Here is a 26,066-nt window from a genome sequence, read left to right on the forward strand (position 1 = left end):
GCATTCATCCTAGCACGGGGTGACCCGCAGCCATGGCATGCGAGATCGATCCCGGCCCCGGTTCATGGGCACGCAAGCGCCGCGGCAGCGTACAGGAGCAGCGCCAGCAGCACCACCGCGGTGAATCCGACATGGATCGCGACCAGCGTGGCAAGGACCGCCGCCACCACCGAGGCGCAGGCGTTGATGCCCCATGCCCAGGGCACCAGCGTTTCGTCGCGCGTCGCGACCCGGGCCAGGCCGAGCGGGAACGGCATTCCCATCAGAAACGCCAGCGGCGCGATCAGCAGCACTGAGACACCTATCCTGGCCGGGTCCGGCAACCCGATCAGCAGCCTGAACACCGTCGGCAGCGCCGCCAGGTAGACCAGCGCGGCCACGCAGATGCCGTTGACGGCCAGCGCCGCCTGCCGCCGGCCGCGGTCATCGCCAGCGCGCGCGGGCATGCGCTGGGCGTATCGGCTGCCCAGTCCCGCAAAGCAGAGAAAGGCGCACAGCACCACCGCGACCGCGTAGAGCGGGTGGCTCAGGAACAGGATGAATTTCTGGATAAAGGCGATCTCCACGAACATGAAGCCGAGGCCGACCGCGAGGAAGTAGAAGCCGGCTCGCCATTCGGGCAAGCGCCGCACGGCTGCGCCATTGCCGCCAGGCCCCGCGGCGGGCTGCGGCCGGGGGCGCCGCCGCAGAATCCAGAGCGGGACCACGATCAGCAGCCATGCCAGGGCGGTGGCCTGCAGCAGCGTCGCCACCAGCACCGGATAGCCCCATTCCAGCAAGGGCAGGCCACCCTGCGCCTTGAGCGACAGCAGTTCAGGCAGCGTGCGCCATTTGAAGAAATGGAAGAAATACGGCCTGTCGTCGGTGGCGGGCCGCACATCGAACTTGTAGCGGGACAGGAACCGGTCGTGTTCGGGGCCGAGCAGGGCCTGCGCGGCGTCGAAGAAGTAGGGCTGGTCCAGCACGTTGTAGCGATTCGCCTGGCCGGGCTGGATGCCGGGATAGTATTCGACGTCGAACGAACGGGCGCGGCAGAAGTCGGCGAGGGCGGCAAGGTCCGCGGCACTGAATTCCCCGTTCTTGACCACCAGCGTGGCCGTCTTCCAGCCACGGATCAGCGCCAGCCGCCGGGACGGATCGGGCACGCCCGCGCCTTCCATGGCGGCCACGGCGGTGGCGAGCAGTTTGGGTATGTCGCGCGGCGGCAGCGTGACCCAGCGCGTGATCGCAAGCAGGCCGCCGGGCCGAAGATGGCGCAGGTAGCCCTGGAAGGCCTCAACGGTATAGAGATAGCTCTCGGAGAGAGCGTACAGTCCGGCCGATGAGGTGCTGAATGAATCCAGCAGGGCCACCTGGATCAGGTCGTAGCGTGCCGTGCTGGCCGCCAGGAAGCCGCGCGCCTCGCCGGCAAAGACACGCACGCCGGCGGCACTGTACGGCTTGCCGGAAAACGCAGCGAAGCGGCCCTGCACCAGGTCGATCACCTGCGGATTCAGTTCCACGGCATCGACCGCGCTGGCCTGGTGATAGACCGCCTGCAACACGTCCGCCCCCGCACCGCTGCCCAGCACCAGCACCTTCGGATTGCGCAGCAAGTGGTAGGGCAGGGCAGAGGTCAGGTCGCCCAGGTAGGCAAGCGGTTCGCGCCGGCCGTCATGGCGATTGAGCGCACTGAGCCCGTCGCCATCGGTAAATACGGCCAGTTGTGCTGGCGGCTCCTGGCTGGCATTCAGGCTCAGCCCGGGTGCGTGCCGCAACGGGATCGAAGGGCTCTCGACCACCGTGACCAGGCCGAGGGGACTCGAGCGCTGCGCCACCACGCGCGCGTTGCCGATGCGCAGGGCCTGGCTCAGCTCCTTGTACTCGGACGGCCGCAGCGCAATCCAGTCACCTGGCACGCCGGCCGGAACGATTGCCGCCAACAGCAGCAGCGCCGGCAGCCAGGGCCGGTGCCAGCGGCATTCCACGCATGCCAGCGCCGCCGCCGCCATGCCTGCCATGCCGACCAGCCGCAGCGCATCGACCGGATGCAGCGCGAACAGCGCCACGATGATGCCCAGGCAGCCCAGCCCGGCGCCAAGGATATCGAAGCTGTAGATGCGCGGAACCTGCCCGGTGAAGCGGGAAAAGCTCAGGCAGATACTGGTCGCGGCGCAAAAGAACGGCACCAACAGCAGCAGGTAGATCAGCAACAGGCGCAGCGGCTGCGATGGCTCCCACAGGATCTCCAGGGGGTTGAACGCCACGTGCTGGGCCAGGGCGAAGCAACCCATCGCGCTGACGCCGAACAGCAGGGCCCCGCCCGCGAACACTGGCACGAAATGGCGGACCAGCGTTCGCCGCGCCAGCGCCACCAGCGCACCCGCCGCGCCATAGCCCAGCAGTGCCACGCTGATCATCATGTAGGCGAAGTGATGCCACTGGATGATGGAAAGCAGCCGCATCAGCAGGATCTCATAGCCCAGCGCGGCGGCGGAAAGCAAGGCCAGGGCGAACAGCGGGGGGCGTGGCATGGCGTCAGCTGGCCGGGCTGATGTGCCGCGCTTCAGTGCTTGCCAACCAGCGGCACGAACCTGACCGGCAGGATCTGCCTGGTGGAAACGGTGCCGTCCGCGGACTTTTCGACCAGCAGCAGGTACTGCGTCAGGAACTGGGCGCCCACCGGGATCACCATGCGCCCGCCTGGCTTCAGTTGCCGGATCAGCGGCGGCGGCACGTGGCTGGCCGCCGCGGTGACGACAATGGCGTCATAGGGCGCGTGTTCGTCCCAGCCGTAGTAGCCGTCGCCCACCTTGCACGCCACCTGCCGGTAGGCCAGCCGCTTCAGGCGGTCGCAGGCGTGCCGTCCCAGCGGCTCGATGATCTCGATGGTATAGACCGCGCGCGCCAGCCCGGTCAGCACCGCGGCCTGGTAGCCGGATCCGGTGCCGATTTCCAACACGGTGTCGCCAGGCTTGACCATCATCAGGTCGGTCATCAGGGCGACGATATACGGCTGCGAAATGGTCTGGCCATGGCCTATCGGCAGCGGCCGGTTCTCATAGGCGTGCGGCTTCTGCGCGTCCGGCACAAACTCGTGGCGAGGCACTTGCCCCATCACGGCCATGACGCGCGGGTCGATGGCATGCCTGCCGCTCTGGGCGGCGGCCGCTGCCGCGACCGCGGCGATCTCCCTGACCATGTCGGCGCGCTGCGGGGCAAAGGCGTCGTCGGCGGCGGTGATCGAGCAGGGCAAGGCCAGCGCGATGGCGGCGACCAGGATTGGGAGGAGTGGGCGGGGCGCTGATGGCTTCACGAGTGGGGCAGGCAAGGAGCCTACCGTCATCGTAGATCATCGGCCTGGCTGGCGCAGATAAGTGGCAAATGAGGCGCCTGCCAGTCGCTTCGCGCTGGTCTGCTACCCCGCGATCAACTTGAGCCCGGCGGGCAGCGCCTCCCCAAACACCCGCCCCTCGTCCGCGGTATTGAGTTCCACCACTTCGCGCACCATGGCAATCCAGCTTGGCGGCGCGTTGGCGGCTTCCAGCCGGCGCACCACGGTTGCCCGGATCTCGTCGGGCAGGTCGCGGCTGCGATCGCCGGTCATGCGCGCGATCTGCACGGCGGCGAACGCTGCCGGCTCGACCTTTTTCCAGTCGAGGGCCAGGATCGCGTCCACCCATTGGGCGGCGGTCCCGGCCGGCACCACGCTGTGCGCGCTGCCGTAGAACGGCCGGCGCGCGCCGATGCGGCCCACGGCCCACCAGCCCTGGCTGTTTTCGGATGGCTTGCGCAGCCGGGCCAGCAGCCATTCGGCCAGTTCGATCTTGGCGTCGGCGGGAATGCGCTCGAGCGAGCCGGCAAGGCGCACCATATCGGCATAGCCGCCCCTGGCGGGCCCGGCGGGCTTCTTGTAGCGGGTGCTGCCGGGTGGCTGCAGGTAGAAGGCCATGTCTTCCAGCAGGCGCAGTTGCGCGCTTTCGTCCAGCCCGCCTGCCGCGCGCCGCCACAGCGTCCACCACTCGGACCAGTTCTGGCTTTCGTTGACGTACTGGATGCCCTGGTCGTACTGCGACCAGAGTTGCCCGACGCGCCATTCGTCGAGCGGATAGCCGAATCCCGGGCGCACGCAATAGCCGGCCAGGTTCAGCCACAGGCGTTCATGGTCGGCAGTGCGCCGCCTGCGCCGGGCGCGTTCCCAGAAGGCGCCGAACAGCTCGCGCAGCACGGCGCTGTCCCATTGCTCGCGCGCACCCAGCAGCTGTTCCAGCTGCGCACGCAGGCGCTTGACCTCCTTGGGGCCGACGTCCTGCGAGCGCGCGCCAAAGGTGCGGTCGATCGCCTCCAGGGCCTGGGGCAGGGACGGGTGTGCCGTATCGGGCGCCGGTGCCGCCTGGGTGTCATTGCCACGCAACTGGAACTCAAGGCGCCATCGCTGCGAGGCATCCGCGATGTCGATGCAGTGGACCTCGAGCGTGCCGACCTCGGTCAGCGAGGCGGTGATCTGCACCGGCGTTTCCCGCGGGCCGCTGGCGCCGCGCGGCGGCACGACGGTGGCGATCGGCGGCAGGCGGATGAAGTCGCCCGCCGACAGGTCGGTCAGCTGACCGGGCTGATAGGCCGTGTCGGCGACGGAGGATGCCAGGTGGAATTGCACCGGATGGCCGAGCCGCAAGGCGAAAGTGCGGTCGCTGAGGTGAATCTCGTGGCCCTCCTCAGTGCCGCGCGGCAGCAGGCAGATCCCTTGCTGCCCCGACGCGCCATCATCGAGGACCAGAAAGTAGCTGCGCGGCGAGCCGCCGCCGATGCGCGGGGCCTGCCCGGCACGGGCCCGGGCATACGCGACCGCGCCCCGGGCCACGGCAACGTCGGGATTGTCGTTGTGCAGGACCTGCAGCGGCGCGCCGCGCCACGTGCCCAGCGTGTCGGCGATGCGGCCGGCCAGCGCCTGCGCCCTGAATACGCCGCCGTTGAGGAGCAGGGTATCGGGCATCGGCAAGGCATCGGCCGGCGCCTGTGGTGCGTCCAGTGCCGCCCGCGACTGCGCCGCGTGCTGGCTCAGGAACGCCGCAACGTGCCGGGTCACGGCGGGGTCGGACGCATACGGCAGGCCGAACTCGACAATCGCGCCCCGTGCGCGCCCCGGCCTTTCACTGGCCGGCACCTTGGGGAAGAAGCCGTCGACGATCAGCTGTTCGACCTCCTGCCGCGTCACTTCCACCGAGCGTGCGCCGCCGATCAGCCTGGCGCCCGCGCCCAGCAGCGTCACCGCGACCGAGTCCGGCGCCTGCGCGCCGAGCAGCTGTTCCTTGGCGGCGCGGCAGCGCGCGACCAGCTGCGACAGGCCGGCCGCCGACAGCCGCGGCTGCGCGGCCCCGCCGGCCCCGAGGCGCGCCTCGACCAGATGCGCCAGGCCAAGATCCATGTTGTCGCCGCCGAGCATCAGGTGGTTGCCCACGCCGATGCGGGTCAGCTGCGGCTGCCCGTCCTGCATGTCCACCCGGATCAGGGTGAGGTCGGTGGTGCCGCCGCCCACGTCGCAGATCAGCACCAGGCGGGTTTGCGCCAGGTCGGTGTCCAGGCTCTGGCGATGATGGAACAGCCAGTCGTAGAGCGCGGCTTGCGGCTCCTCGAGCAGGCGCAGCGCGGGCAGACCGGCCAGGCGCGCCGCCTCAAGCGTCAGCGCGCGCGCGCCTTCGTCGAACGAGGCGGGCACGGTGAGGACCACGTCCTGGTCCTCGAGCCGCGCATCGGGAAAACGGTGGTTCCACGCCGCGCACACATAGCCCAGGTAGCTGGCGCTGGCGACGACGGGCGAGATCTTGTCGAGATCGTCATCCCCGCCCCAAGGCAGGATGGCCGCGGTGCGGTCGACCGAAGCATGCGACAGCCAGCTCTTTGCGCTGGCTACGAGCCTGCCGGGCACTTGCGCGCCGAGCGTGGCCGCCAGGCGGCCGAACACGGTCCGGCGCGCGGCGGCGCTGGCGGCGGATTGCCAGGGCAGTTGCAGGTCGTCGCCGCTGAGCTCGCCCGGTGCCGCGTGGTAGCGCACCGAGGGCAGCAGGGGACGGGCCGCGACCTCGCCCGGGCTGACCAGCTGGTCGATATCGAAGACGCGGATATCGTCGGACCCGGCCTTCGCGTAGGCGACGACGGTGTTGCTGGTGCCGAGGTCGATGCCGACGACGTATTGCTTCGTCGCCGGCCCGGCCGCTTGCTCAGGCATCGGCGCTGCCGCGCACATCGAACTCGACCTTCCAGCGCTCAGCGCTGCCGCCGGGCACGGCTTCGAGTTCCAGGGTGCCGGCCTCGGTCACCCGCGCATGCAGCCTGACCGGTACCACTTCGCCCGCGGTGCGGCCTTCGGCCGGCAGGGTCGCCTGGATTTCTTCCAGCTCCTGCAGTTCCTCCGGCCCCCAGTAGTCCAGCAGGGTGCCGACCTGGTCCTGGCGGCGCACCGACGAGCCGAAGAAGCGGAAGTGCACGGGTTCGCCCACCACCAGGCCGAATTCCTGCGGCGGCAGCGCGGCCTCGGTGCCTTCCTCCATGCCGAACGGCGCCACGCACAGGGCCTGGATCGGCGGTTCGAAGCCAGGCACGGCGGGCATCGACGATTCCACGGCGATATAGTAGGCGCGCGCGGTGCCGCCACGAATCCGCACCCCCTTGCCGCGCCGCACGTAGCCGTAATAGGCGGCGCCGCGTGCCACGGCCAGGTCCAGCTCGGCGCCGTCAAGCAGGCGGGCAGGGGCCGCGCCTTCCGCGGCGAGCCAGCCGTTCAGCGTCTGCAGGATGCGGTCCGCCAGCAGGCCGGACTTGAACACGCCGCCGTTGAACAGGACGGCGGTCGGGTGCAGCAAGGTCGCGCCTTCCGGCTGTGCGCTCTGCAAGCCTTCGATTTCGGCCAGCGCCGCCACCTGCCGGCCCAGGAACGCGGCCAGGTGCCGCGTGATGGCCGCATCCTGCGCATAGGGCAAGCCAAGCTGCGTCAGGCCGGCGCGTGCGCGGCTCACCGGGCGGGCCGAGGCCTCGACTTGCGGGAAGAAGCCTTCCAGGATGGTCTGGGTCAGCTCGGCGCGGGTCAGGTCCGTGCGGATCGAGCCGCCGATCAGCCTGGAGCCGCGGCTGGGCACGACCAGGGGCACGGTATCGGTATCCGGGTCGGTCAGCAGCGTTTCCTTGGCCGCGCGGCAGGCATAGGTCAGCGCGCGCAGTTGCCACGGATCGGCCTGCGTGCCCTGGGCCGCCAGCTTGCGCGCCACCACGTGGGCCAGCGCCAGGTCCATGTTGTCGCCGCCGAGCAGGATATGGTCGCCGACCGCAATACGGTGCAGCTCAAGGTTGCCTTCGCGCTCGATCACGGCGATCAGCGAAAGGTCGGTGGTGCCGCCACCCACATCGACGACGAGGATGATGTCGCCGACCTTGACCTGCTTGCGCCATTGGCCGCCGCTTTTCTGGATCCAGCTATAGAGCGCGGCCTGGGGTTCCTCGAGCAGGGTCATGCGGGCATAGCCGGCCGCGGCGGCCGCCTCGGCCGTCAGCTCCCGTGCGGCCGGGTCGAACGATGCGGGAATCGTCACGGTGACGTCCTGCTCGCCAAACGGCGCTTCGGGGTGGGCCTGGTCCCAGGCTTCACGCAGGTGCGTGAGATAGCGCACGGAAGCCTCCAGCGGCGACACGCGCGTCACCTCGGGCGGTGCGTCGTTGGGCAGGACCTGCGCGCGGCGGTCGATGCCGGGATGGCACAGCCAGCTCTTCGCGCTCGACACCAGGCGGATCGGCGTGGCCGCGCCGCGGCTGCGCGCCAGCTCGCCCACGGCGAAGTCGCGCGCGGCGTTCCACGGCAGCGCCAGGTCGCCCGGGGCGAGTTCGCTGGCGTGTGGCAGGTACAGGAAGGAGGGCAGCAGGTCCAGGTCTTCGACGGCCCCCGGCGCGGTCAGCTGCGTGATGGGCAGGACGCGCTGGCTGGTCTTCTCGCCATCGCTGGCGGCCAGGTCGACGTAGGAGACCGCGCTATGGGTGGTGCCCAGGTCGATGCCGATGGCATAGCGTGCTTCGCTCATCAAAGCTCCACCTCGGCGGGGGCAATCACGGTGGCGTCATGGCGTTCGGCCACGCGCGGCAGGCGGACTTCCTCGACCTTCCAGCCGCGGTGGCTGATGCTGCCATGGAACGGCGCGCTGCCTACCACGTTGCCGGTCAGGCGGATGGCGGTGGCATCGAAGCCGTCGGCCAGCGTGACACGGCTGCCCTCGGCTTCCTCGCGCACCGGCCGGATGGTGAAATGCTCGCGCAGCACCCCGCGGCAGCCATCGTGCACCAGGCGCGCGGCGGCACCGATCTCCGTGTCGGAATAGCGCGCGATATCTTCCTCGACGAAGTCGATGAAGCGTGCATCGCGCTGGAGCAGTCCGAGCAACTGCAGCGCCGCCACCGGGCTGGCTTCCTTCAGCACGGGTGCGGCAGCCTCCGCCACCGGGGCGGGAGCAGGTGCTGATACAGGCGCGGGCGCCGGCGCCGCGGCGAATCCCTCGCCGTCACGCAGGCGCTTGACACCGGCCGCGAGTTCGCGGTTGCCAAGGATGGCGAAGAAGGTGCCCATGGCAAGCGAGACCCTGCCGAAGAAAGATAGGTTCGAGTCAGTCATCCGAAAGCTCCTGTCTGCTCTGTGTCAGTCGGCCAAGCGGCTGTTGCCGGCAAGTATCAGGCGTCGCGCAGATAGGTGATCAGCTGGTCTGCCCGGCTGGGATGCCTCAGCTTCTTCATTGCCTTGCTTTCAATCTGGCGGATCCGCTCGCGCGTGACATCGAACTGCTTGCCGACTTCTTCCAGCGTGTAGTCGGTGGACATATCGATGCCAAAGCGCATCCGCAGCACCTTGGCTTCACGCGGCGTGAGCTCGTCGAGCATTTCGCGCACGACGGCGCGCAGGCCCGCCTGCAATGCGGCGTCGGCGGGCGTGGCCGTGTCCGAGTCGGCAATCATGTCGCCCAGGCTGGTATCGCCATCCTCGCCGACCGGGGTTTCCATCGAGACCGGCTCTTTCGCGATCTTCATGATCGAGCGAACCTTGTCTTCGGTCATGTCCAGGCGCTCGGCCAGCACCGCCGGATCGGGTTCCTTGCCGGTCTGCTGCATGATCTCGCGCGACAGGCGATTGAGCTTGTTGATCTGCTCGATCATGTGCACCGGGACGCGGATGGTGCGGGCCTGGTCGGCAATCGCCCGCGTCACGGCCTGGCGCACCCACCACGTCGCGTAGGTGGAGAATTTCCAGCCGCGGCGATATTCGAACTTGTCGACCGCCTTCATCAGGCCGATGTTGCCTTCCTGGATCAGATCCAGGAACAGCATCCCGCGGTTGGTGTACTTCTTGGCAATCGAGATCACCAGCCGCAGGTTGGCCTGCGTCATCTCGTGCTTGGCCTGGCGCATCTGCCGCTCGGCAGCCAGCATCTTGCGGTTGACGCCCTTCAGGTCGGGCAGCGACAGCGCCGCCCGGGCCTGGATGTCGATCAGCTTTTGCTGGTGCGCCTCGAGGTCCGGCAGGGCCCGCGCGACCGCCGCGCTGTACGGACGGGACTGGGCGACCAGCTCCTGCCCCCAGGCCAGGTTGGTTTCATTGCCGGGGAAGCGGGCGATGACCTCCTCGCGCTCCATCCCGCAGCGCTCGACCAGCAGCTGGACCACCTGGCGCTCGACCGTGCGCACCTCGTCGACCATGGCCTGGACGTTGGCGCACAGGCGCTCGATGGTCTTCGCGGTAAAGCGGATCGTGCGCAGTTCTTCGCGCACCGCATCCCTTGCGGCCAGGAAGGCTGCCGAGCCCGCGCCATTTGCGGCGCTTTCCTGGCACATCAGCTCGAATTGCGCGGTGACACGCGCGAACCGCTTCAGGCATTCCTCACGCAGTTGGGCCAGGGCTTTTTCGTTGCTTTGCTGGGTCGAGCCTTCGTCGTCGGAGTCTTCGGAATCGTCATCGGCCTCGTCGGCACTATCGACGCTGTCGTCGGTCTCGTCAGCTGCCGCCGCCACGGCTGCTTCGGCAATACTCTCGTCGCTCAGGCCATCGACCAGGTCGTCGATGCTGATTTCATTGCTGGCGACCTTGCCCGACAGCTCGAGAATCGCGGCGATGGTGAACGGGCAGGCCGAGATGGCATGCACCATATTGTTCAGGCCTTCCTCGATGCGCTTGGCGATCTCGACTTCCTGCTTGCGCGTGAGCAGCGTTGCCGAGCTCATTTCGCGCATGTACATGCGCACCGGGTCGGTGGTCCGGCCGAACTCGGAGTCCACAGTCGCAAGCGCTACCTCGGCCTCTTCATCGGCCTGGTCGTCCGAGGCCACCACCGGGCCATCGCTCAGGAGCAGCGTCTCGGCATCCGGCGTCTGCTCATAGATCTTCACGCCCATCTCGGCGAACGTGCTGACGATGCTTTCCATCGCCGCCGTGTCAGTGAAGTTCTCCGGCAGGTGGTCGCTGATATCCGCGTGGGTCAGGTAGCCGCGCTGCCTGCCCAGCTGGATCAGCGCACGCAATTGCTGGCTACGCGCGGCGGCTTCCGTCGATGGATCAGGCTGCGCCGTCGACCCTGCGCTGGTCTGGCCAGGGTCCTTGATTGCGCCTGTTTCTCGTGTTTTAGCTGCCGTTCGTTGTACGCCGCTTGTCATTTACTACTGTTTCCTTCGTGAATCGCGTTTCGACAGCAGCGCGCACGCTGTGCGTGCGCTATCGGGCCTGCTGTCAAGGCTCGTGAGGTACCGGTGCGGCGCGGGCCGATATCGGACGCCGTGACCATTGGAATCGGGGAGGACGCGTATTCTACAGCCATTGCTGCTTCGCAGCGTCAACTCGCCGTATCCCGGTGGAGCCGGCGCACAGTTGAGGGTAGCCGGTGCGCCACAGCTGCGCGTGCTTTGCGTTCGCGCGTTGTCGTCCTACAACTGGAAGTGTGGGCCGGAAGCCACCGGGCCGCACCGGTCAAGGAGGAGCATCATGTGCCGCTGGCTGGCTTACTCGGGCAAATCCGTTCCGCTGGAAACGGTGCTGTTCCAGCCGGAACACTCGCTGATCGACCAGAGCCTGAATTCGCGGCTGGGTCATACCACGACCAATGGCGACGGGTTCGGCGTCGGGTGGTATGGACGTCACTCGGAGGTGCCGTTCCGCTACCGCTGCCTGCACCCGGCCTGGAGCGACACCAACCTGCGCGAGACCGCGCGGGCGGTGAGAGCGCCACTTTTCGTTGCCCACGTGCGCGCAGCCACCGGCACCCCGACGCAGGAGACCAACTGCCATCCGTTCCGCTTCGGCCGCTGGCTGTTCGTCCACAACGGCCTGATCCGCGAATACCCGCTGTTGCGGCGTGACCTGATGTTGGCCGTGGCGCCGCACCTGTTCCGCTGGATCGAGGGGTCGACCGACTCCGAGGTGATGTTCTTCCTGGCCCTGAGTTTCGGCCTGGAGCGCGATCCGGGCGGCGCGCTGGAACAGATGGCCGGGCTGATCGAGGACGTTGGCCACCGTTACGATGTGCAGTTTCCGCTCAACATGACCGTCTGCGTGACCGACGGCCAGCAGATCGTGGCGGTGCGCTATTCGAGCGAGACGGACTCGCGCTCGCTGTTCCACAGCACCTCGTTCCGGCAATTGCGCGCGCTTTACCCGGACGATCCGCGCATCATCGCCGCCGGCGACAACGCCTTCCTGGTGCTGTCCGAGCCGCTGATCGAGGTGCAGGGGGTATGGGAGGAAATTCCCGAGGCGACCACCCTGGTGGCCCGGGGTGGCGAGATCGAGCGCCGCCGCTTCGTGCCGCGGATGCCTTCCCAGTCGGCCTGAGGGCGTAAAGGAGCAAGGGAGCGCGGCAGGATCCGGCTCCGCAGGACAAGTCCTTACTCGTGACCCTTCACGGCCCTCTTGGTCGCGCGATAGCCCTGTTTAGTGGTATCGGCAATCGCATGGCCGGCCGCCTTCGCGCCGCGGCCAATGGCATGCGCGCCGTCGCGCACCGCATGCCCGGCCTGCTTGCCAGCCGATTTGACGCCGTTCTTGAATCCGCGCGCGTCCTCGGCCACCCCCGCGTGCGCCATCGGGGTGGCCAGGGTCACCAATACGAATGCAATGATCGAGGCTCTTGCCTTCATCGCGACAACCTCTTCGATTCTGACTGAACCGGGGTCGGGGCCTGGAAGTGATCCCGACGTGGTTCCCATGAATACATTCTAGCCGTGCCCGCGCCTGTCCCCGGAGCGCTGCCCGCCGGGCCGCGCCGGCCTGGGGAATCAGTTCCGGTCCGCGATGGACAGCCCGACCGGCGACGCAGGCAGCCCGGCGCTCATTTCGTCGTAGCGGGCCGATGCCGAGCGCCTGTGATCGATCAGCAGGACCGCGCCCATGCCAATCACCGCCGGAATTGCGATCGCGATGAAGTTCTGCTGCAGCGGGAGTTCCATGGCGACGAGTACCCCGATGACGATTGGGGCGAGGATGGCCCCGCTGCGGCCGATGCCCAGGGCCCAGCCAAGACCGGTGGAACGGATGGCGGTCGGGTAGAACTGCCCGGTGTAGGCATTGGCGACGATCTGCGTGCCGATCGTCGACGCACCGGCCAGGCCCACCACCACGAACAGCAGTTCAGTCGGCATCCTGAATCCGAGCAGCGTGATCGAGACCGCGGCCAGCGCGTACATGGCGGCGAGCACGTACTTGATGTGGTAGCGGTCGGCGAGCCAGCCGCCGCCCACGGCGCCGATCATCGCCCCGAGGTTGAGGACCAGCACGAAGGTCAGCGCGGAACCCAGGCTGTAGCCGGCGCCCGCCATCAGCCTGGTCAGCCATGAACTGAGCGCGTACACCATGAACAGGCACATGAAGAACGCGATCCAGAACATGATGGTGCTGAAGCCACGGCCCTCGTGGAACAGGTGCCGGATTGGCGCGCTGGCGGCCTTGTCCTGCGCCGGCACGGCGAAGCGGTCGGTGGCCGACCACCGTTGCTCCGGCGCAAGCCTGGAGACGATGCGCCGCAACGCTTCGTGGTCGCCCCTGGCCAGCAGGAACGGCATCGATTCGGGCAGCGACCCGAGAATGACAGGAATGAGGAGCACGGGCAGGCCGGCCGCCAGGAAGACCGACTGCCAGCCGTAGGCCTCGATCAGGCTCTTGCCGAGCAGCGCCGCCAGGACCCCGCCCACGGCATAGCCGCTGAACATCACGGTGACCAGGGTCGCCCGGATTTTCTTCGGCGCGTACTCGGTCATTTGCGCGACCACATTCGGCATCACGCCGCCGATGCCGAGCCCGGCCAGGAAGCGGGCCATGCTGAACAGCAGCGGGTCCTTGACCAGCCCGGCCGCAGCGGTGAAGACGCTGAACAGGGCGACGCAGATCGCGATCGTCCAGCGGCGGCCGATCCTGTCGGCCATGGTGCCGAGGAAGATCGCGCCGAACACCATGCCGAACAGCGCGGAGCTGACCATGAGCCCCGCCTGGGTCGGGGCGACGCCGAGGTCCTTCATGATCGAAGGCAGCGCGATGCCCACGACCGCGAGGTCATAGCCGTCGAAGATGATGATGAGTGCGCACCAGAACAGCACGAGCGCATGGAAGCGGTTGAAGCGGGCCGTGTCGGCCAGCTTGTGGATGTCGATTTGCTGCATGGGGGCTTGTCTCCGGTCAGTCTGTTCTTATGGCTGGGCTTACTGCCTGGACATCGGCACGTTCGGGTCGGCCAGGCGGCTGGCATTGACCGGCTTGCACTGCTCGATGTGGCGGCGCGCGAAGCGCAGGTCGCGCGCGGCGTTGGACCCTAGCGCGGCCTTGACCACGTCGCCGTCGAGGTAGAACAGCACGAAGCTGTCCGCGCCGGGCGTGCCGCGCGCCACCACGCGGTGCGAGGGAAGGGGGATGCCATGGATCTGCAGGTTCATGCCGTACTGGTCTGACCAGAACCAAGGCAGCGGCTGATAGTCGACCGCGAGACCGAGCGCCGCGCGCGCGGCGGCAATGCCCTGTTCCTGGGCGTTCTGCCAGGATTCCAGCCGCAGGCGCCGGCCGGCCCACGGGTTGGGCGTGACCGCGACGTCGCCCGCGGCGAAGATGTCGGGGTCGGACGTGCGGCAACCCGCGTCGACGACCACGCCGCCGTCGCACTCCAATCCGGCTTCCCAGGCAAGCTCGTCGTTCGGCACGAGACCGACACCCGCAACGATGGCGTGGCAAGCCAGCGTGCTGCCATCGGCCAGCTTCACGACGGACCGGCCGCCGGTACCGGGGGCGATGCCGGCGATATTGGCGCCGAGCATGACACGGGTGCCATGCGAGGCATGCAGCCCGAGCAGGTGCTCCGAGACTTCCGGCGGCACGGTGCGCTCGCACAGCCGGCTCTGGGCTTCGAGCACGGTGACCTCGGCACCTTTGCGGCGTGCCGTGGCGGCGACTTCGAGGCCGATCCAGCCGCCGCCGATCACCACGATGCTGCGCCCGGGCCGCAACGCCGGCGCCAGCGCCAGGGCATCGCCAATCGTGCGCAATGTATGCACGGCAGCCGTGTCGACGCCCGGAACGGTGAGCGCGCGGGCCCTGCCGCCGGTGCACAGGATCAGCTTGTCGTAAGGCAGCATCTCTCCGTTGGCTATCTCCAGGCGCTTCGCGGCCCGGTCTATGCGGGTGACGCGCGTGTCCAGCCACCACTCCAGCCCGAGCGCAGCGAACGCTTCAGGCTTGAGCAGCCACGTGCTGGCGGGTGCGGCCTCGCCGGCCAGCACGGCCTTGGATAACGGCGGCCGCTCATGCGGTGGATGGGCCTCGTCCCCGATCAGCACGAGCCGACCGGTGAAGCCCTCGTTGCGCAGCGTCTGGGCGGCCCAGCCGCCAGCCTGGCCGGCACCGACGATGACGATGGTGGCGGTTGGCGAAATGGGAGTCGCGGTGTCTGAGCGCTCGGAATCCATGGCTGTCTCCTCTGGTTGGTGACGCGACCTCTCAGCCGAGATCGAGGTACACCTTGTCGCCGTCGATCCGGACCGGGTAGGTGCGAATGTTCTCGGTCAGCGGGGCGCACTTCGCAGCGCCGTCGCGGATATCGAACCTGCCCTGGTGAAGCGGGCACTCGATCTCATGTCCCTCCAGGAAGCCTTCGCACAGGCGCGCATGACCATGGGTGCAGATGTTGTCGGTCGCGTAGACGTCGCCGTCCACGCCGTACAAGGCGATCTCCTGGCCTTGCACGGCCACGGCGATGACATCGTCCTGCGGGACGTCGGACAGCAGCGCTGCCTCGATCCAGGTTTCGGTCATGAATCACTCCTGCTAGATGGGGTAGATCAGCGAGTTGGGGATCATCTCGCTATCGAATACGCAGATGCGCGAGGCGAAGCGCAAGCCCGCCGGCGTCCGGACGACGGTGTCGAGGTAGCGGCCAACGTTGTAGACATCGGTCATCTGGTCCGGCTTGGTGCGCAGCACCGCGTAGTTGGTCTCGGCCACGATCCTGTCGCCGTCGGCCTCCCTGATCAGCGGCGCGCCGACAATGTGGCGCTGGTAGTAGGGATCGTGGAACAGGGTCTCGCGAATGCCGTAGATGCGGTCCTTGAGCATGCCCTTGCTTTCGAGCGAGAGCGTTGCCAGCGGCAGGCCACGCTCGTGGTTCTCGCGGGGCTGGACCCGGTAGAGGCAGTCTTCGGTGAAGAATTCCGGCCAGCGGTCCCAGTCGCCGTTGTCCACGGCGCCGGTGTAGTCGGCGAACAGGGAGAGCAGGGCGTAGTAGTCAGTGAAGTCCATGGCGTCAGACCTCCATCATCTTGCGCCAATAGGCGTACATGCCGCGGATCAGGGTTTCGGTCACCATGTGGTCCGTGTTCTCCGCGGTCTTGCCGCCCAGTTCGGCGAGCACGCGATGCCAGGGTTTCTGGGAGAAGCCTTCCTGCGAGCATTCGATGGCTTCGCCATCGTCGGCCGACACGAAGCCGGCGGGGCCGAAGAGATTGGCCTGGCGCAGGCGGCGCCGCGTCATCTCCTCGGTGTCGTCCTCGAAGCCGAAGTGCGTCCAGACGAAATCGAAGGAATCCGGGCCATGGGGCTGGATATGGCGCGTGGAGACCGAGTTGACCTGCTGCTGGAAGATCACGCTCGGGAACACCGTCATCATCACGGCGGTAGGCTCCCCCCACCACGGCTCGTGGACGATGTCGAGGACGCGGTCGTCGTGCAGCGCCATCTGGTCCTTGAAGCTGGATACACCGGAGGTCACGTCGCTCTTGCCGCCCTGGCCGCGGGTCGACACCATGGCGGCATGCCGGAAGTGCGGGTCCATCACCAGGCGTGCCTTGTTGTCGGCGCGCCAGAGGCCGAAGGTGACAAACCAGGTATGCAGCAGGCCGGGGTGGTAGGGGTCCTTGATGTTCTCCTGCATGAGCTTCCAGTTGCCCGGAATGCGCTGCTTGTTGTAGCCGAGGACCTTCAGCTTGCGGCCGTTGAAGAGCCGGTCGAAGTAGCCGAGGATATCCGGCCCGAGGTATTCCTCGAGTGATGGAACCTCATGGTCGAACGAGGCAAACACGACACCACCGCGTGTCGCGACCTTCAGTTGCGTGAGCCCGTGCTCCTGCGGCCTGAAGTCGGCGGGCATGCCGCCATTGACCTTGCCGTCCTGCTTGACCCCGCGACGCAGCGGCACGCCTTGCAGGTTGCCCTTCAGGTCATAGTTCCACTGGTGGTAGGGGCAGTGGAAGTCCTTCCGGTTGCCGCTGCGTTCCCGGCAGAACTTCATGCCGCGATGGGCGCACACGTTTTCGACGACGTTGATCTCGCCGTCCTGGTCGCGCACCAGGATCACGGAACGCTCGCCAAGCGTGGTGCGCTTGAAGTCACCGGGATTCGGGATCTCCGCCTCGAGCCCGACGTAGTTCCAATGACCGCGGTAGAAGCAGCGTTCGAGTTCACGCTGGTATAGCTGTGCATCCGTATACACGCGGAACGGGATGCGGCTGATGCTGTCGTCGGCCCACACCGGGCCGGCTTGCGGGGAGATTGCCATGCTTGTCTCCGGCTATGTCTCTTCGTATGGGAAGGATCATGGTGCACGGAGGAAAATTAACCAATAGAATTCTGGCTATAATGAATATTCATAAAATCAATAAGAGACGGCACCATGGAGCTCAAGGACGTCGATCTGAACCTGCTGGTCGTGTTCGATAACCTGCTGCGGCAGGGCACCGTTTCCGGTGCCGCGAAGACCCTGAATCTGAGCCAGCCCGCGGTCAGCAATGCGCTGGCCCGCTTGCGCACCTTGTTCGGCGACCCGCTGTTTGTACGAAGCAGCAAGGGCATGCTGCCGACACCCCTTGCCGAGGAACTGGCGGAACCGGTTGCCTATGCGCTGGAGTCGCTGCAGGCGGCGCTCAGCCACAAGGTGTCGTTCGATCCGCTGCGCAGCGTGCGCGCATTCCGGATCGCCATGACGGATATCGGCGAGGTGCACTTCATCCCGCCGCTAATGGGCGCGCTTGGCGACCGCGCCCCGGGTGTCACGGTAACGACAGTGCGTAATACGGCAGTGGACCTGGCGGCGGAGATGAGCCAGGGAAAGATCGACCTGGCGGTTGGCCATCTTCCTGAACTCGGCACGACGTTCTTTCAACGGCGGCTATTTCGCCAGCGATACGTTTGCCTGTTCCGGCCCGGTCATGCCATGGACAAGAAGACGGTCAGCATGCGCGCCTTCGAGGCGGCGGAGCACATCGTGGTCACGGCGGCGGGGACGGGGCATGCCCGGGTCGACGAGATCCTCGCCCAGCACGGCGTACAGCGCAAGATCCGGCTGCGTGTCCCCCATTTCGTCGCACTGGCGGACATCATCGCCACCACCGACCTGGTCGCCACGGTGACCTTGACGTTTGCGGAGCGATGCGCCAGGTACTTCGGGCTCAGGTACGTCAAGCATCCGTTCGCGTTGCCGGAAATCCAGATCAACCTGTTCTGGCATGCCCGGTATCATCGCGATCCGGCGAATCAGTGGCTGCGCGACCAGTTCGTCGGCTTGTTTTCGGATTAGGCGCAGCACTGCTGCTGCGTGGATAAGCTCGCCTCAGCCGCGATCTGCTTGCGTAGTGTCGCGAAGCGCGCTTGCACTTCTTCCCCGAACACAGGATCAGAGCTTTCGGGAGCCGCGTCGGCAATAGCTGCCCAGTCCTCTTGTGTCAGCAACTGGGCAGCGCGCGGCATTGCCTGTCTCTCCTCGGTAGAGATGGTTACGGTAGTACACAAGGTACATGACTGCGGCTGCCTCCAGCGCCGCTCGCGAACTTATAGCGTCTCCCTCCCTGGTGGAATACGCATACCTGCTCTTCCAGTAGGTCGAGCAGACGAGAGAAATTGAGGTGCTCGGCATGCCATACGGCAAGTTGGGTGGACATGGCGCGCTCCTTGGGAACGGGCAAGCACAGGGCTTGTTCGAAGGCCGATTGATTTCAGTCAGCCTTAAGCAGGACAGTAGTCTCCAATTTCCGAGTAGGTCGGATATAGCTCAAGGGATCAGTTCACGGATGCGGGTGCAGCACCTGTCTGCGCGTCATCAGGCAGCTCAGGTTCCCCGACAGGAAAGCCGCCAGCAGCAAGGCACCGGCACTCCAGGCCACGGCCGGAAGCCATGGCAGCAGGTTTGCCAGCACGGGGGTCTTGCTGGCGCCCGACGACACCAGGGCAATGCGCATGAACGCGGCAACCGCCAAAGCGGCAAATACCAGCCCGGTGTACATCCCTTCGCGGCCGACGTGACCGGCGTCGAGCGCCGCACTGGCCGTCGCGGCGAACATGATTCCCCACAGGCCGCCGGCAAGACACTGCACGGCGAGGATGGCCCCGAGCGAGCCCGCAACTGTGAAGCCGAACAACGACAGGGCGCCAAGGGCCGCGGCGGTCAACAGCAGCGTATAGGGCGGATAGCGCCGCAGCAACGACGTCGCGGGCAGCAGCGTGCCCAGCGCGAAGCTAATCCAGAACACCGGCGTCACGCGCTCCAGCTCGGCAGCCGTGACAAAGCGCAGGTACGCCGGCGCGGAGTTGACGGTGGTGTGGATCTGGAAGCCGAGCGCAAGCACCCAGACCGCGGCAAACAGCAGCCAGACGCGCTTGAGCGCAACGCCGGCTGCCGGCGCGGCGTCGGCATCGTGGCGCGCCGGGCCGGATTCGATCCATCGCAGCGCGGCCACGGCCACCACCAGCCCCACGCTTGCGGCCAGGAACGGCAGCATGGGCGACGCATCGCGCAGCCGGGCCGTCAGCAGCGGCGCCACGGCTCCGGCAAGGCCGACGCCGAGCAGCGAGCATCCCACCAGGAACGACGACGCGGTCGCCGGCAGCCGCCGGGCAATGATTACCATGGGCGGCGCCCGCAACGCCGAAGAGGTGGCTGCCCAGAGCGCGGTCAGGCCCAGCAGCAGCGCTGGTGAAGTTGCCCGGGGCAGCAGCACGAAAGCCAGTGCGGAGATGACCGACAGCCCCAGCATCCAGCCTCCCAGCCTGCGCATCGCGTTGGCGACACGGTCGGCCGCGACGCCCACCGTGAAATCCATGGCGACAAAGATCAACTGGTCCATCAGCAGGATCAAGGCGACGTGCGCGCGCGCGATGCCGGCCTGCGCGGCCAGCTGGGGCAGGAAGGCCACATAGAGGGTCCATGTCACCGCCAACAGGAACTGCACAGAGCAGAAGACCAACGCGCGCATGCCGCCCTCCCGCCTGGATTGACCAACAGCCTATTCCTGTGCTCGACGGCTGGACTGCCGCGCTGAGCCTCCCATAGCAAGGATAGGGCAGCGTCTTGCCATGGGAGTGGCGGATTGTGCAGGTGCGATTGGGCCTCGCGAGTCGCCTGCGGTCCAACAGTCCACGGGAAGTGGCGGGGCGGTACCAACACTAGACCATTTGGCGGCGCACCGGCGCCCACTGCCGCTCCCGCGGCCAAATGAGGGCGCAGTGTCATAAGCGGCCTGTAAGCTGCACTTTTGGCATGACCTGGCCAAGAACTTGCTAGGTCAATGCGTAAGGTCGCAAGCCGGCAGCCATCAGTTGGGAGGAACCATGCAGCACGCACGCATCACCGCGCACAGGGGGATTCTGGTCGTCGAGCTGTTACCTGACGAGGCAAACGACGAGGCCACCCCGACCAACAAGCTCCGCAACCTGGCCACGGTCATTCATGACACAGGGCGGCACCTGGGTGTTTCAGAGGAAGCCCTGGCGCTGCTGAAGCTGGTGAAGCGCGGCCTGGACGCCATCGGCGACTTCGCGTGGTTCAGTAGTGACGATGGAAAAGATCATTTTGCGTGGCTGGGCGGCCCGAAGCGGCTTGTGGATCCCACTGCAGTGGCGGCTGCCCGGAGCTACGCCATACTTGCGCACCGCGTCATACCGAACGAGGTGCCAGAGGGCGCCAGGAAGGCCATCGAAGCCAATTTTTGAACGTGCGGCATCGCTCCGGGCCGGGCCGATCTTTCGAGTGATCCGCGCTGCTAGAACGAGGAGAGTGTCGAGCGATACCTTTCCCAGAGCTCTTGCAGCATGGACTCCGAAGGCGGTGTGATGTCAAAACCGGCGACGTTTCCGAAAACACCGAGAATGCGCGCCCTGAACGAAGCCATATCCGTCGTCGCCTTTGGTGAGCGCTGTGCGATATCGATAATCGTATGCAGCTGCTTGCCCGAGAGTTCGGCGACAGCGGACCACAAGCTATCAGGCCTTGCGCAGGGCTGGACGGGTATGTTTCGTATCGGCGCCCGGCGGCGCTTGCTATCGGCTTGCGGGTCCATAGCTGCGCTGGTACGACGACGAGAACGTGGCCAGCGCGCGCAATGCCGCTGCCGGGTCGTGCCCGGGCTTGAGCGCAAAGCTGTTGAAGCCGCAACGTGCCAGGTAGTGCACGGTGTCGATCATCACGTCACCCACGGCGCGCAGCTCTCCGGTCCAGCCTAGCTGGTGCCGGAGCAGCTGTGCGATCGAATAGCCACGACCATCCGTGTAGACCGGGAAATCGATGGCAATCATCGCGATGCCTGTCGGATCGACGGCCGTGGCACCGGGTTCCAGCAGGGTCTGGGGCTCCGCATCCGGCGACAGGTAGACCGCGAGCGGATACTGTCGAAGCCGATACCGCTGGCGGTGGGTGGTCCAGTTCTCCAGTGTCACCAGGTAGCCGGGCTCGTCGGGGGGGCAGGTGTTGTCGGCGTCTTGCGCATCCCCGATGTGAGCGAGCCAGCTATCCGCGACCAGTTGTCCGTCACGGATGACGTTGCGCCGGTCCTGCCCGGCTAAATGGTCATGGTCAGGCATTCGCCGCCTCCTGGCGAGCTCGCCGCGCGCCGCTGTCAGAGTCCGGGTACACGGCGCGCTGGAAGGGTTCTATGCCGATTCGGCCAACCACGTCGACAAAGCGTTCGGCTTCGCTGTCCCGATGCAGCAAATAGGTCTCGATCAGCCGCTCCACCACATCCGGAACCTGCTCCTGTGCAAAGGACGGCCCGATGATGCGGCCGATGGCCGCGCCGCCGGCCGCCACGCCATCCGGGCGGCCCAGGCCGTCGGCGCCGTTCTGCCGGCCGCCGATGGTGATCTGGTACCAGGCCTCGCCGGCCTTGTCGACGCCGAGGATGCCGATGTGGCCGATATGGTGGTGGCCGCAGGAGTTGATGCAGCCGGAGATGTTCAGGTCCAGTTCGCCGATGTCGTGCACATGGTCGAGGTCGTCGAAGCGCTCCTGGATGGCCTGCGCAAGCGGGATCGAGACCGCATTGGCCAGCGAGCAGAAGTCGCCCCCGGGGCAGGCGATGATGTTGGTGATCAGGCCGACGTTTGGCGTGGCCAGCCCGGCGGCGTCCAGCGCCTGCCACAAGGCGTGCAGCCCGCTGCGGCGGACATCGGCGAGGATCAGGTTCTGCTCATGCGACACGCGCAGCTCGCCGAAGCCGTGGCGCTCGGCCAGGTCGGCCATGATTTCCATCTGCTCGGCAGTGATGTCGCCGGGCGCCTGGCCCGCGGCTTTCAGCGATGCCGTGACGGCGGCGTAGCCAGGCACCCGGTGCCGGTGCACATTGCTTTTCAGCCAGAGGCGGAAGGCGCGGTCGGTCTTGGCCAGGTCGGCTGACTGGTCCGGCTCGTCGGCGGCCGCGGCTTCATACGGCGGGATCGTGAAGCGCTCGGCGATGGACGCGACAAAGCCCTCGGACACGGTGTCCGGGCCCCCGCGGATGCGTTGCCACTGCTCGTCCACCTGCGCCCGGAACACCTCCGGGGTCAGGTCCTTTACCAGGATCTTGATGCGCGCCTTGTACTTGTTGTCGCGGCGGCCGTGCAGGTTGTAGACGCGCAGTGTGGCCTGCAGGTAGGTCAGCAGGTCCTGCCAGGGGACGAAGGGGTTGATCAGCTTGCCCACCATCGGCGTGCGGCCCATGCCGCCACCGACCCAGACCTTGAAGCCGGCCTGGCCGTCCTGTTCAACCGCCTGGAGCCCGATGTCATGGACGCCGACCGCGGCCCGGTCCGTCTGCGCGCCACTGATGGCAATCTTGAACTTGCGCGGCAGGAAGGCGAACTCGGGATGCAGCATCGACCATTGCCTGACGATCTCGCACCACACCAGGGGGTTCACCAGTTCGTCGGGAGCAATGCCGGCAAAGTGGTCGGTGGTGGTATTGCGGATGCAGTTGCCGCTGGTCTGGATCGCGTGCATCTGCACCGTGGCCAGCTCGGCGAGAATGGCAGGGGCATCCTCGAGCCGCGGCCAGTTGAACTGCAGGTTCTGGCGCGTGCTGAAATGCCCGTAGCCGCGATCCCAGCGGCGCGCGATCTCCGCGAGCTTGCGCAATTGCCGGGACGCCAGCATGCCGTACGGAATCGCCACGCGCAGCATCGGCGCATGGCGCTGGATATAGAGGCCGTTCTGCAGCCGCAGCACGCGGAACTCATCCTCGGTGAGCTGGCCGCTCAGGAAGCGGCGGGTCTGGTCGGCGAACTGCACGACCCGTTCGTCGACGAGCTTCTGGTCAATGGCGTCATAGACATACATGGTGGAAAGCCTCCTTGCGCGCGAGCGCTAGTCTTTTGCCCGGGCCCGTTCGATGGACATGTCGGTCGGCATCATGTTGATATCGGCGTTGTGCATCACCCACAGCGAGCCGGCCACGACGATGACGATCAGGAAGCCGGTACAGGCAAAGATGGCGGTGTTGCCGCGCTGGCCGGGACCGGTGCCCAGGTGCAGGAAGTACACCAGCTGCACCAGCAGTTGCGCGACACAAAGGCCGACAACCAGCGCGATCGCTGCCTGCGTTGACAGGGATCCGGTCATCACTGCCGCAAACGACGCCATCGTCAGCGCGACCGACAGCAGCAGTCCGATGGTGTAGCTGCGCACGCTGCCGTGCGCGGCCGGCTGGTCCGCGTGCACGGAATGTAGATGGGACGGCTTCATCAAGCGAACTCCCGCAGGTAGACAAAGGTGAAGACACAGATCCAGACCAGGTCCAGGAAGTGCCAGAACAGGCTCAGGCAGGCCAGGCGGCGGCGCACGATGTCGTCCAGCCCGAAATGCCGGATCTGGTGGATCATCACCGCCAGCCACAGCAGGCCAGACGTGACATGCAGCCCGTGCGTGCCGACCAGCGTGAAGAAGGCCGACAGGTAGGCGCTGACGCCGGGGCCCGCGCCCTGGTGCAGCAGGTGCGCGAACTCGTAGACCTCCATGGCGATGAACAGTGCGCCGAGCGCGAAGGTCACCGCCAGCCAGCGGATCATCCGCGGCGCGTCGTCAGTGCCCTGCCTGAGCATGGCCAGGCCGAAGGTATAGCTGCTCAGCAGCAGCACCATGGTCTCGGCGAACACGAACGGCAGCTCGAACAGTTGCCGCCCGCCGGGGCCGCCGGCAGTGTTGCCGGACAGCACGCCGAAGGTGGCGAACAGCACCGCGAAGATCAGGCAGTCGCTCATCAGGTAAAGCCAGAACCCCAGCGGCGTGTGCGCGCCGGCTTCGTGATGGTGGTGCGCCGCGTCGTGGGCCGCCTCGTGCCCGGGATGATGCAGGGTGGGGGAGAGAGTCGGGTTCATGGTCAGGCAGCTTCCTGCAGTTGTGCAAAGCGCGCGCGCTCGATGCGCTCGACTTCGGCGGCCGGCACGTAATAGTCGACGTCGCGGTCATAGCTGCGCACGACGAAGGTCGCGATGGCGCCGACCAGGCCGGCGACGGCGACCAGCCACATGTGCCAGACCAGCGCGAAGCAGCACAGCAGCCCGAACGCCGACACGATGAAGCCTGCCGAGGTGTTGCGGGGCATGTGGATGTCTTCGTAGCGGGCCGGCTGGCGCCATGCGCGCCCGGCTTCCTTGTCGTCCCAGTGCTGTTCCAGCGAGGTGATATGCGGCACGTGGGCGAAGTTGTAGAACGGCGCGGGCGAGGCCGTCGACCACTCCAGGCTGCGGCCATCCCACGGATCGCCAGTCAGGTCGCGGTTCTGCTTGCGGTCGCGGATACTGACCGCGAACTGCACCAACATCGCCAGGATGCCGGCGCCGATGACGAAGGCACCGACCAGCGCCACCACCAGGTAGGGATGCCAGTCGACGTTGGCATAGTGGTTCATCCGGCGGGTCATGCCCTTGAAGCCCAGTACGTAGAGCGGCATGAAGGCCAGGAAGAAGCCGGCCAGCCAGCACCAGAACGACACCTTGCCCCAGAACTCATTGAGCGTGAAGCCGAACACCTTCGGGAACCAGAAAGTGATTGCGGCCAGGCAGCCGAAGAGCACGCCGCCGATGATGACGTTATGGAAATGCGCAACCAGGAACAGGCTGTTGTGCAGGACAAAGTCGGCCCCGGGAATGGCGAGCAGCACGCCGGTCATGCCGCCGACCGCGAACGTCACCATAAAGCCGATGGTCCACATGGTCGAGGTATGGAAGCGGATCCGGCCCCGGTACATGGTGAACAGCCAGTTGAACAGCTTCACGCCGGTCGGGATCGAGATGATCGAGGTCATGATGCCGAAGAAGGCATTGACGTTCGCGCCCGAGCCCATGGTGAAGAAGTGGTGCAGCCAGACGAAGAACGACAGCACGCCGATCGAGGAGGTGGCGTACACCATCGACTTGTAGCCGAACAGGGGCTTGCGCGAGAACGTGGCGATGATCTCGGAGAAGGCGCCGAACGCCGGCAGGATCAGCACGTAGACCTCCGGGTGGCCCCAGATCCAGATCAGGTTCACGTACATCATGGCGTTGCCGCCGAGCTCGTTGGTGAAGAAGTGCATGCCGAGGTAGCGGTCGGCGGTGAGCAGGGCCAGCGTGGCGGTCAGGACCGGGAAGATCGCCACGATCAGGATGTTGGTGATCAGCGCGGTCCAGGTGAAGACCGGCATCTTCATCAGGTTCAGGCCCGGCGCGCGCATGCGCAGGATCGTGACGATGAAGTTGATGCCCGTCAGGGTGGTGCCAAGCCCGGATATCTGCAGTGACCAGATGTAGTAGTCAACCCCTGACGTGGGGCTGTAGCCGAGCTCGGACAGCGGCGGGTAGGCGACCCAGCCGGTGGCCGCGAAGTCGCCGACGAACATCGACATCATCACCAGCACCGCGCCCATTGCCGACATCCAGAAGCTCAGCGAATTGACGAACGGGAAGGCGACGTCGCGCGCGCCGATCTGCAGCGGCACGATCACGTTCATCAGCCCGAGCACCAGCGGCGTCGCGACAAAGAAGATCATGATCACGCCGTGCGCCGTGAAGATCTGGTCGTAGTGGTGCGGCGGCAGGTAGCCCGCGGCATCGCCATAGGCGATCGCCTGCTGGGCGCGCATCATGATGGCGTCGGCAAAGCCGCGCAGCAGCATCACCAGCGCCAGGATGATGTACATCACGCCGACCTTCTTGTGGTCGACCGAGCAGATCCATTCGTTCCACAGGTATTTCCATTTGCCGTAGTACGTAATGGCGCCCATCAGCGCGATGCCCAGCACGATCACGACGGCCAGCGTCCCCATGATGATCGGCTCATGGAGAGGGATGGCGTCCAGGTTGAGTTTTCCAAGCATTC

At 66.6% G+C, this 26,066-nt stretch carries 22 protein-coding genes; 3 read left to right on the plus strand and 19 right to left on the minus strand.

The features are described 5' to 3' along the window. Positions 1-62: 62 nt before the first annotated feature. The 6 genes from AC3WQZ_RS04705 to rpoD all read right to left on the minus strand — a co-directional run bounded on the left by AC3WQZ_RS04705 (position 63) and on the right by rpoD (position 10,656). On the minus strand, positions 63-2,513 hold the full coding sequence (locus AC3WQZ_RS04705) for a spermidine synthase (protein WP_492300101.1): 2,451 nt from the start codon (positions 2,511-2,513) through the stop codon (positions 63-65). Positions 2,514-2,545: 32 nt separating this feature from the next. Further along, positions 2,546-3,325 carry a protein-L-isoaspartate(D-aspartate) O-methyltransferase gene (locus tag AC3WQZ_RS04710; RefSeq protein ID WP_492300103.1) on the minus strand — a complete coding sequence of 260 codons (780 nt, stop codon included), beginning with the start codon at positions 3,323-3,325 and terminating at the stop codon, positions 2,546-2,548. Between the two features lie 72 nt (positions 3,326-3,397). Beyond that, positions 3,398-6,223, minus strand: a complete 2,826-nt coding sequence (locus tag AC3WQZ_RS04715; RefSeq protein ID WP_492300105.1) for an Hsp70 family protein — start codon at positions 6,221-6,223, stop codon at positions 3,398-3,400. Further along, positions 6,198-8,045, minus strand: coding sequence for an Hsp70 family protein (locus AC3WQZ_RS04720; protein ID WP_010811586.1), 1,848 nt, complete (start codon positions 8,043-8,045; stop codon positions 6,198-6,200). Before AC3WQZ_RS04720 ends, AC3WQZ_RS04715 begins: the two co-directional genes overlap by 26 nt. After that, positions 8,045-8,629 carry a DUF2760 domain-containing protein gene (locus AC3WQZ_RS04725; RefSeq protein ID WP_010811587.1) on the minus strand — a complete coding sequence of 195 codons (585 nt, stop codon included), beginning with the start codon at positions 8,627-8,629 and terminating at the stop codon, positions 8,045-8,047. Before AC3WQZ_RS04725 ends, AC3WQZ_RS04720 begins: the two co-directional genes overlap by 1 nt. 56 nt (positions 8,630-8,685) lie before the next feature. Continuing rightward, the gene (gene rpoD, locus AC3WQZ_RS04730; protein ID WP_011615196.1) at positions 8,686-10,656 is read right to left on the minus strand and encodes an RNA polymerase sigma factor RpoD; all 1,971 of its coding nucleotides are present in this window, start codon (positions 10,654-10,656) and stop codon (positions 8,686-8,688) included. A gap of 325 nt (positions 10,657-10,981) precedes the next feature. Between rpoD and AC3WQZ_RS04735 the strand changes: the two genes are divergently transcribed. Beyond that, positions 10,982-11,827 carry a class II glutamine amidotransferase gene (locus tag AC3WQZ_RS04735; protein WP_010811589.1) on the plus strand — a complete coding sequence of 282 codons (846 nt, stop codon included), beginning with the start codon at positions 10,982-10,984 and terminating at the stop codon, positions 11,825-11,827. A 53-nt stretch (positions 11,828-11,880) separates the two neighbouring features. Here AC3WQZ_RS04735 and AC3WQZ_RS04740 read toward each other — a convergent pair whose 3' ends face one another. The 6 genes from AC3WQZ_RS04740 to AC3WQZ_RS04765 form a co-directional block, all read right to left on the minus strand. Next, on the minus strand, positions 11,881-12,132 hold the full coding sequence (locus AC3WQZ_RS04740; protein ID WP_010811590.1) for a hypothetical protein: 252 nt from the start codon (positions 12,130-12,132) through the stop codon (positions 11,881-11,883). 138 nt (positions 12,133-12,270) lie between these two features. Next, positions 12,271-13,647, minus strand: coding sequence for an MFS transporter (locus tag AC3WQZ_RS04745; RefSeq protein WP_010811591.1), 1,377 nt, complete (start codon positions 13,645-13,647; stop codon positions 12,271-12,273). Positions 13,648-13,686: 39 nt separating this feature from the next. Continuing rightward, on the minus strand, positions 13,687-14,940 hold the full coding sequence (locus tag AC3WQZ_RS04750) for an NAD(P)/FAD-dependent oxidoreductase (RefSeq protein WP_010811592.1): 1,254 nt from the start codon (positions 14,938-14,940) through the stop codon (positions 13,687-13,689). Between the two features lie 31 nt (positions 14,941-14,971). After that, positions 14,972-15,286 carry a non-heme iron oxygenase ferredoxin subunit gene (locus tag AC3WQZ_RS04755; RefSeq protein WP_010811593.1) on the minus strand — a complete coding sequence of 105 codons (315 nt, stop codon included), beginning with the start codon at positions 15,284-15,286 and terminating at the stop codon, positions 14,972-14,974. A gap of 12 nt (positions 15,287-15,298) precedes the next feature. Next, the gene (locus AC3WQZ_RS04760; protein WP_011615198.1) at positions 15,299-15,769 is read right to left on the minus strand and encodes an aromatic-ring-hydroxylating dioxygenase subunit beta; all 471 of its coding nucleotides are present in this window, start codon (positions 15,767-15,769) and stop codon (positions 15,299-15,301) included. A gap of 4 nt (positions 15,770-15,773) precedes the next feature. After that, positions 15,774-17,024, minus strand: a complete 1,251-nt coding sequence (locus tag AC3WQZ_RS04765) for an aromatic ring-hydroxylating dioxygenase subunit alpha (RefSeq protein ID WP_010811595.1) — start codon at positions 17,022-17,024, stop codon at positions 15,774-15,776. Between the two features lie 114 nt (positions 17,025-17,138). On the opposite strand from AC3WQZ_RS04765, the gene AC3WQZ_RS04770 reads away from it, so the two are divergent. Beyond that, the gene (locus AC3WQZ_RS04770) at positions 17,139-18,041 is read left to right on the plus strand and encodes a LysR family transcriptional regulator (protein WP_010811596.1); all 903 of its coding nucleotides are present in this window, start codon (positions 17,139-17,141) and stop codon (positions 18,039-18,041) included. Here AC3WQZ_RS04770 and AC3WQZ_RS04775 read toward each other — a convergent pair. Beyond that, positions 18,038-18,211 carry a hypothetical protein gene (locus AC3WQZ_RS04775; RefSeq protein ID WP_010811597.1) on the minus strand — a complete coding sequence of 58 codons (174 nt, stop codon included), beginning with the start codon at positions 18,209-18,211 and terminating at the stop codon, positions 18,038-18,040. The two genes, AC3WQZ_RS04770 and AC3WQZ_RS04775, sit on opposite strands and share 4 nt — an antisense overlap. 314 nt (positions 18,212-18,525) lie before the next feature. Next, positions 18,526-19,713 carry an MFS transporter gene (locus AC3WQZ_RS04780; protein ID WP_010811598.1) on the minus strand — a complete coding sequence of 396 codons (1,188 nt, stop codon included), beginning with the start codon at positions 19,711-19,713 and terminating at the stop codon, positions 18,526-18,528. A 355-nt stretch (positions 19,714-20,068) separates the two neighbouring features. Here AC3WQZ_RS04780 and AC3WQZ_RS04785 point away from each other — a divergent pair, with 355 nt between their 5' ends. Further along, on the plus strand, positions 20,069-20,449 hold the full coding sequence (locus AC3WQZ_RS04785) for a hypothetical protein (RefSeq protein ID WP_010811599.1): 381 nt from the start codon (positions 20,069-20,071) through the stop codon (positions 20,447-20,449). 327 nt (positions 20,450-20,776) lie between these two features. Here AC3WQZ_RS04785 and AC3WQZ_RS04790 read toward each other — a convergent pair whose 3' ends face one another. The 5 genes from AC3WQZ_RS04790 to cyoB are packed head-to-tail and all read right to left on the minus strand — an operon-like array spanning position 20,777 to position 26,064. Continuing rightward, complete coding sequence (locus AC3WQZ_RS04790; protein WP_010811601.1) at positions 20,777-21,316, minus strand: DUF934 domain-containing protein; 540 nt, start codon at positions 21,314-21,316, stop codon at positions 20,777-20,779. Further along, positions 21,309-23,048, minus strand: coding sequence for a nitrite/sulfite reductase (locus tag AC3WQZ_RS04795; RefSeq protein ID WP_492300107.1), 1,740 nt, complete (start codon positions 23,046-23,048; stop codon positions 21,309-21,311). Before AC3WQZ_RS04795 ends, AC3WQZ_RS04790 begins: the two co-directional genes overlap by 8 nt. 27 nt (positions 23,049-23,075) lie before the next feature. Further along, on the minus strand, positions 23,076-23,453 hold the full coding sequence (gene cyoD, locus AC3WQZ_RS04800) for a cytochrome o ubiquinol oxidase subunit IV (RefSeq protein ID WP_010811603.1): 378 nt from the start codon (positions 23,451-23,453) through the stop codon (positions 23,076-23,078). Continuing rightward, a complete protein-coding gene (gene cyoC, locus AC3WQZ_RS04805; RefSeq protein WP_058697243.1) occupies positions 23,453-24,085 on the minus strand; it encodes a cytochrome o ubiquinol oxidase subunit III in 633 nt (210 codons plus the stop codon). Before cyoC ends, cyoD begins: the two co-directional genes overlap by 1 nt. Positions 24,086-24,087: 2 nt before the next feature. Continuing rightward, complete coding sequence (gene cyoB / locus AC3WQZ_RS04810; protein ID WP_492300109.1) at positions 24,088-26,064, minus strand: cytochrome o ubiquinol oxidase subunit I; 1,977 nt, start codon at positions 26,062-26,064, stop codon at positions 24,088-24,090. Positions 26,065-26,066: the final 2 nt, after the last annotated feature.

Source organism: Cupriavidus sp. FW305-26 (genome assembly GCF_058787975.1).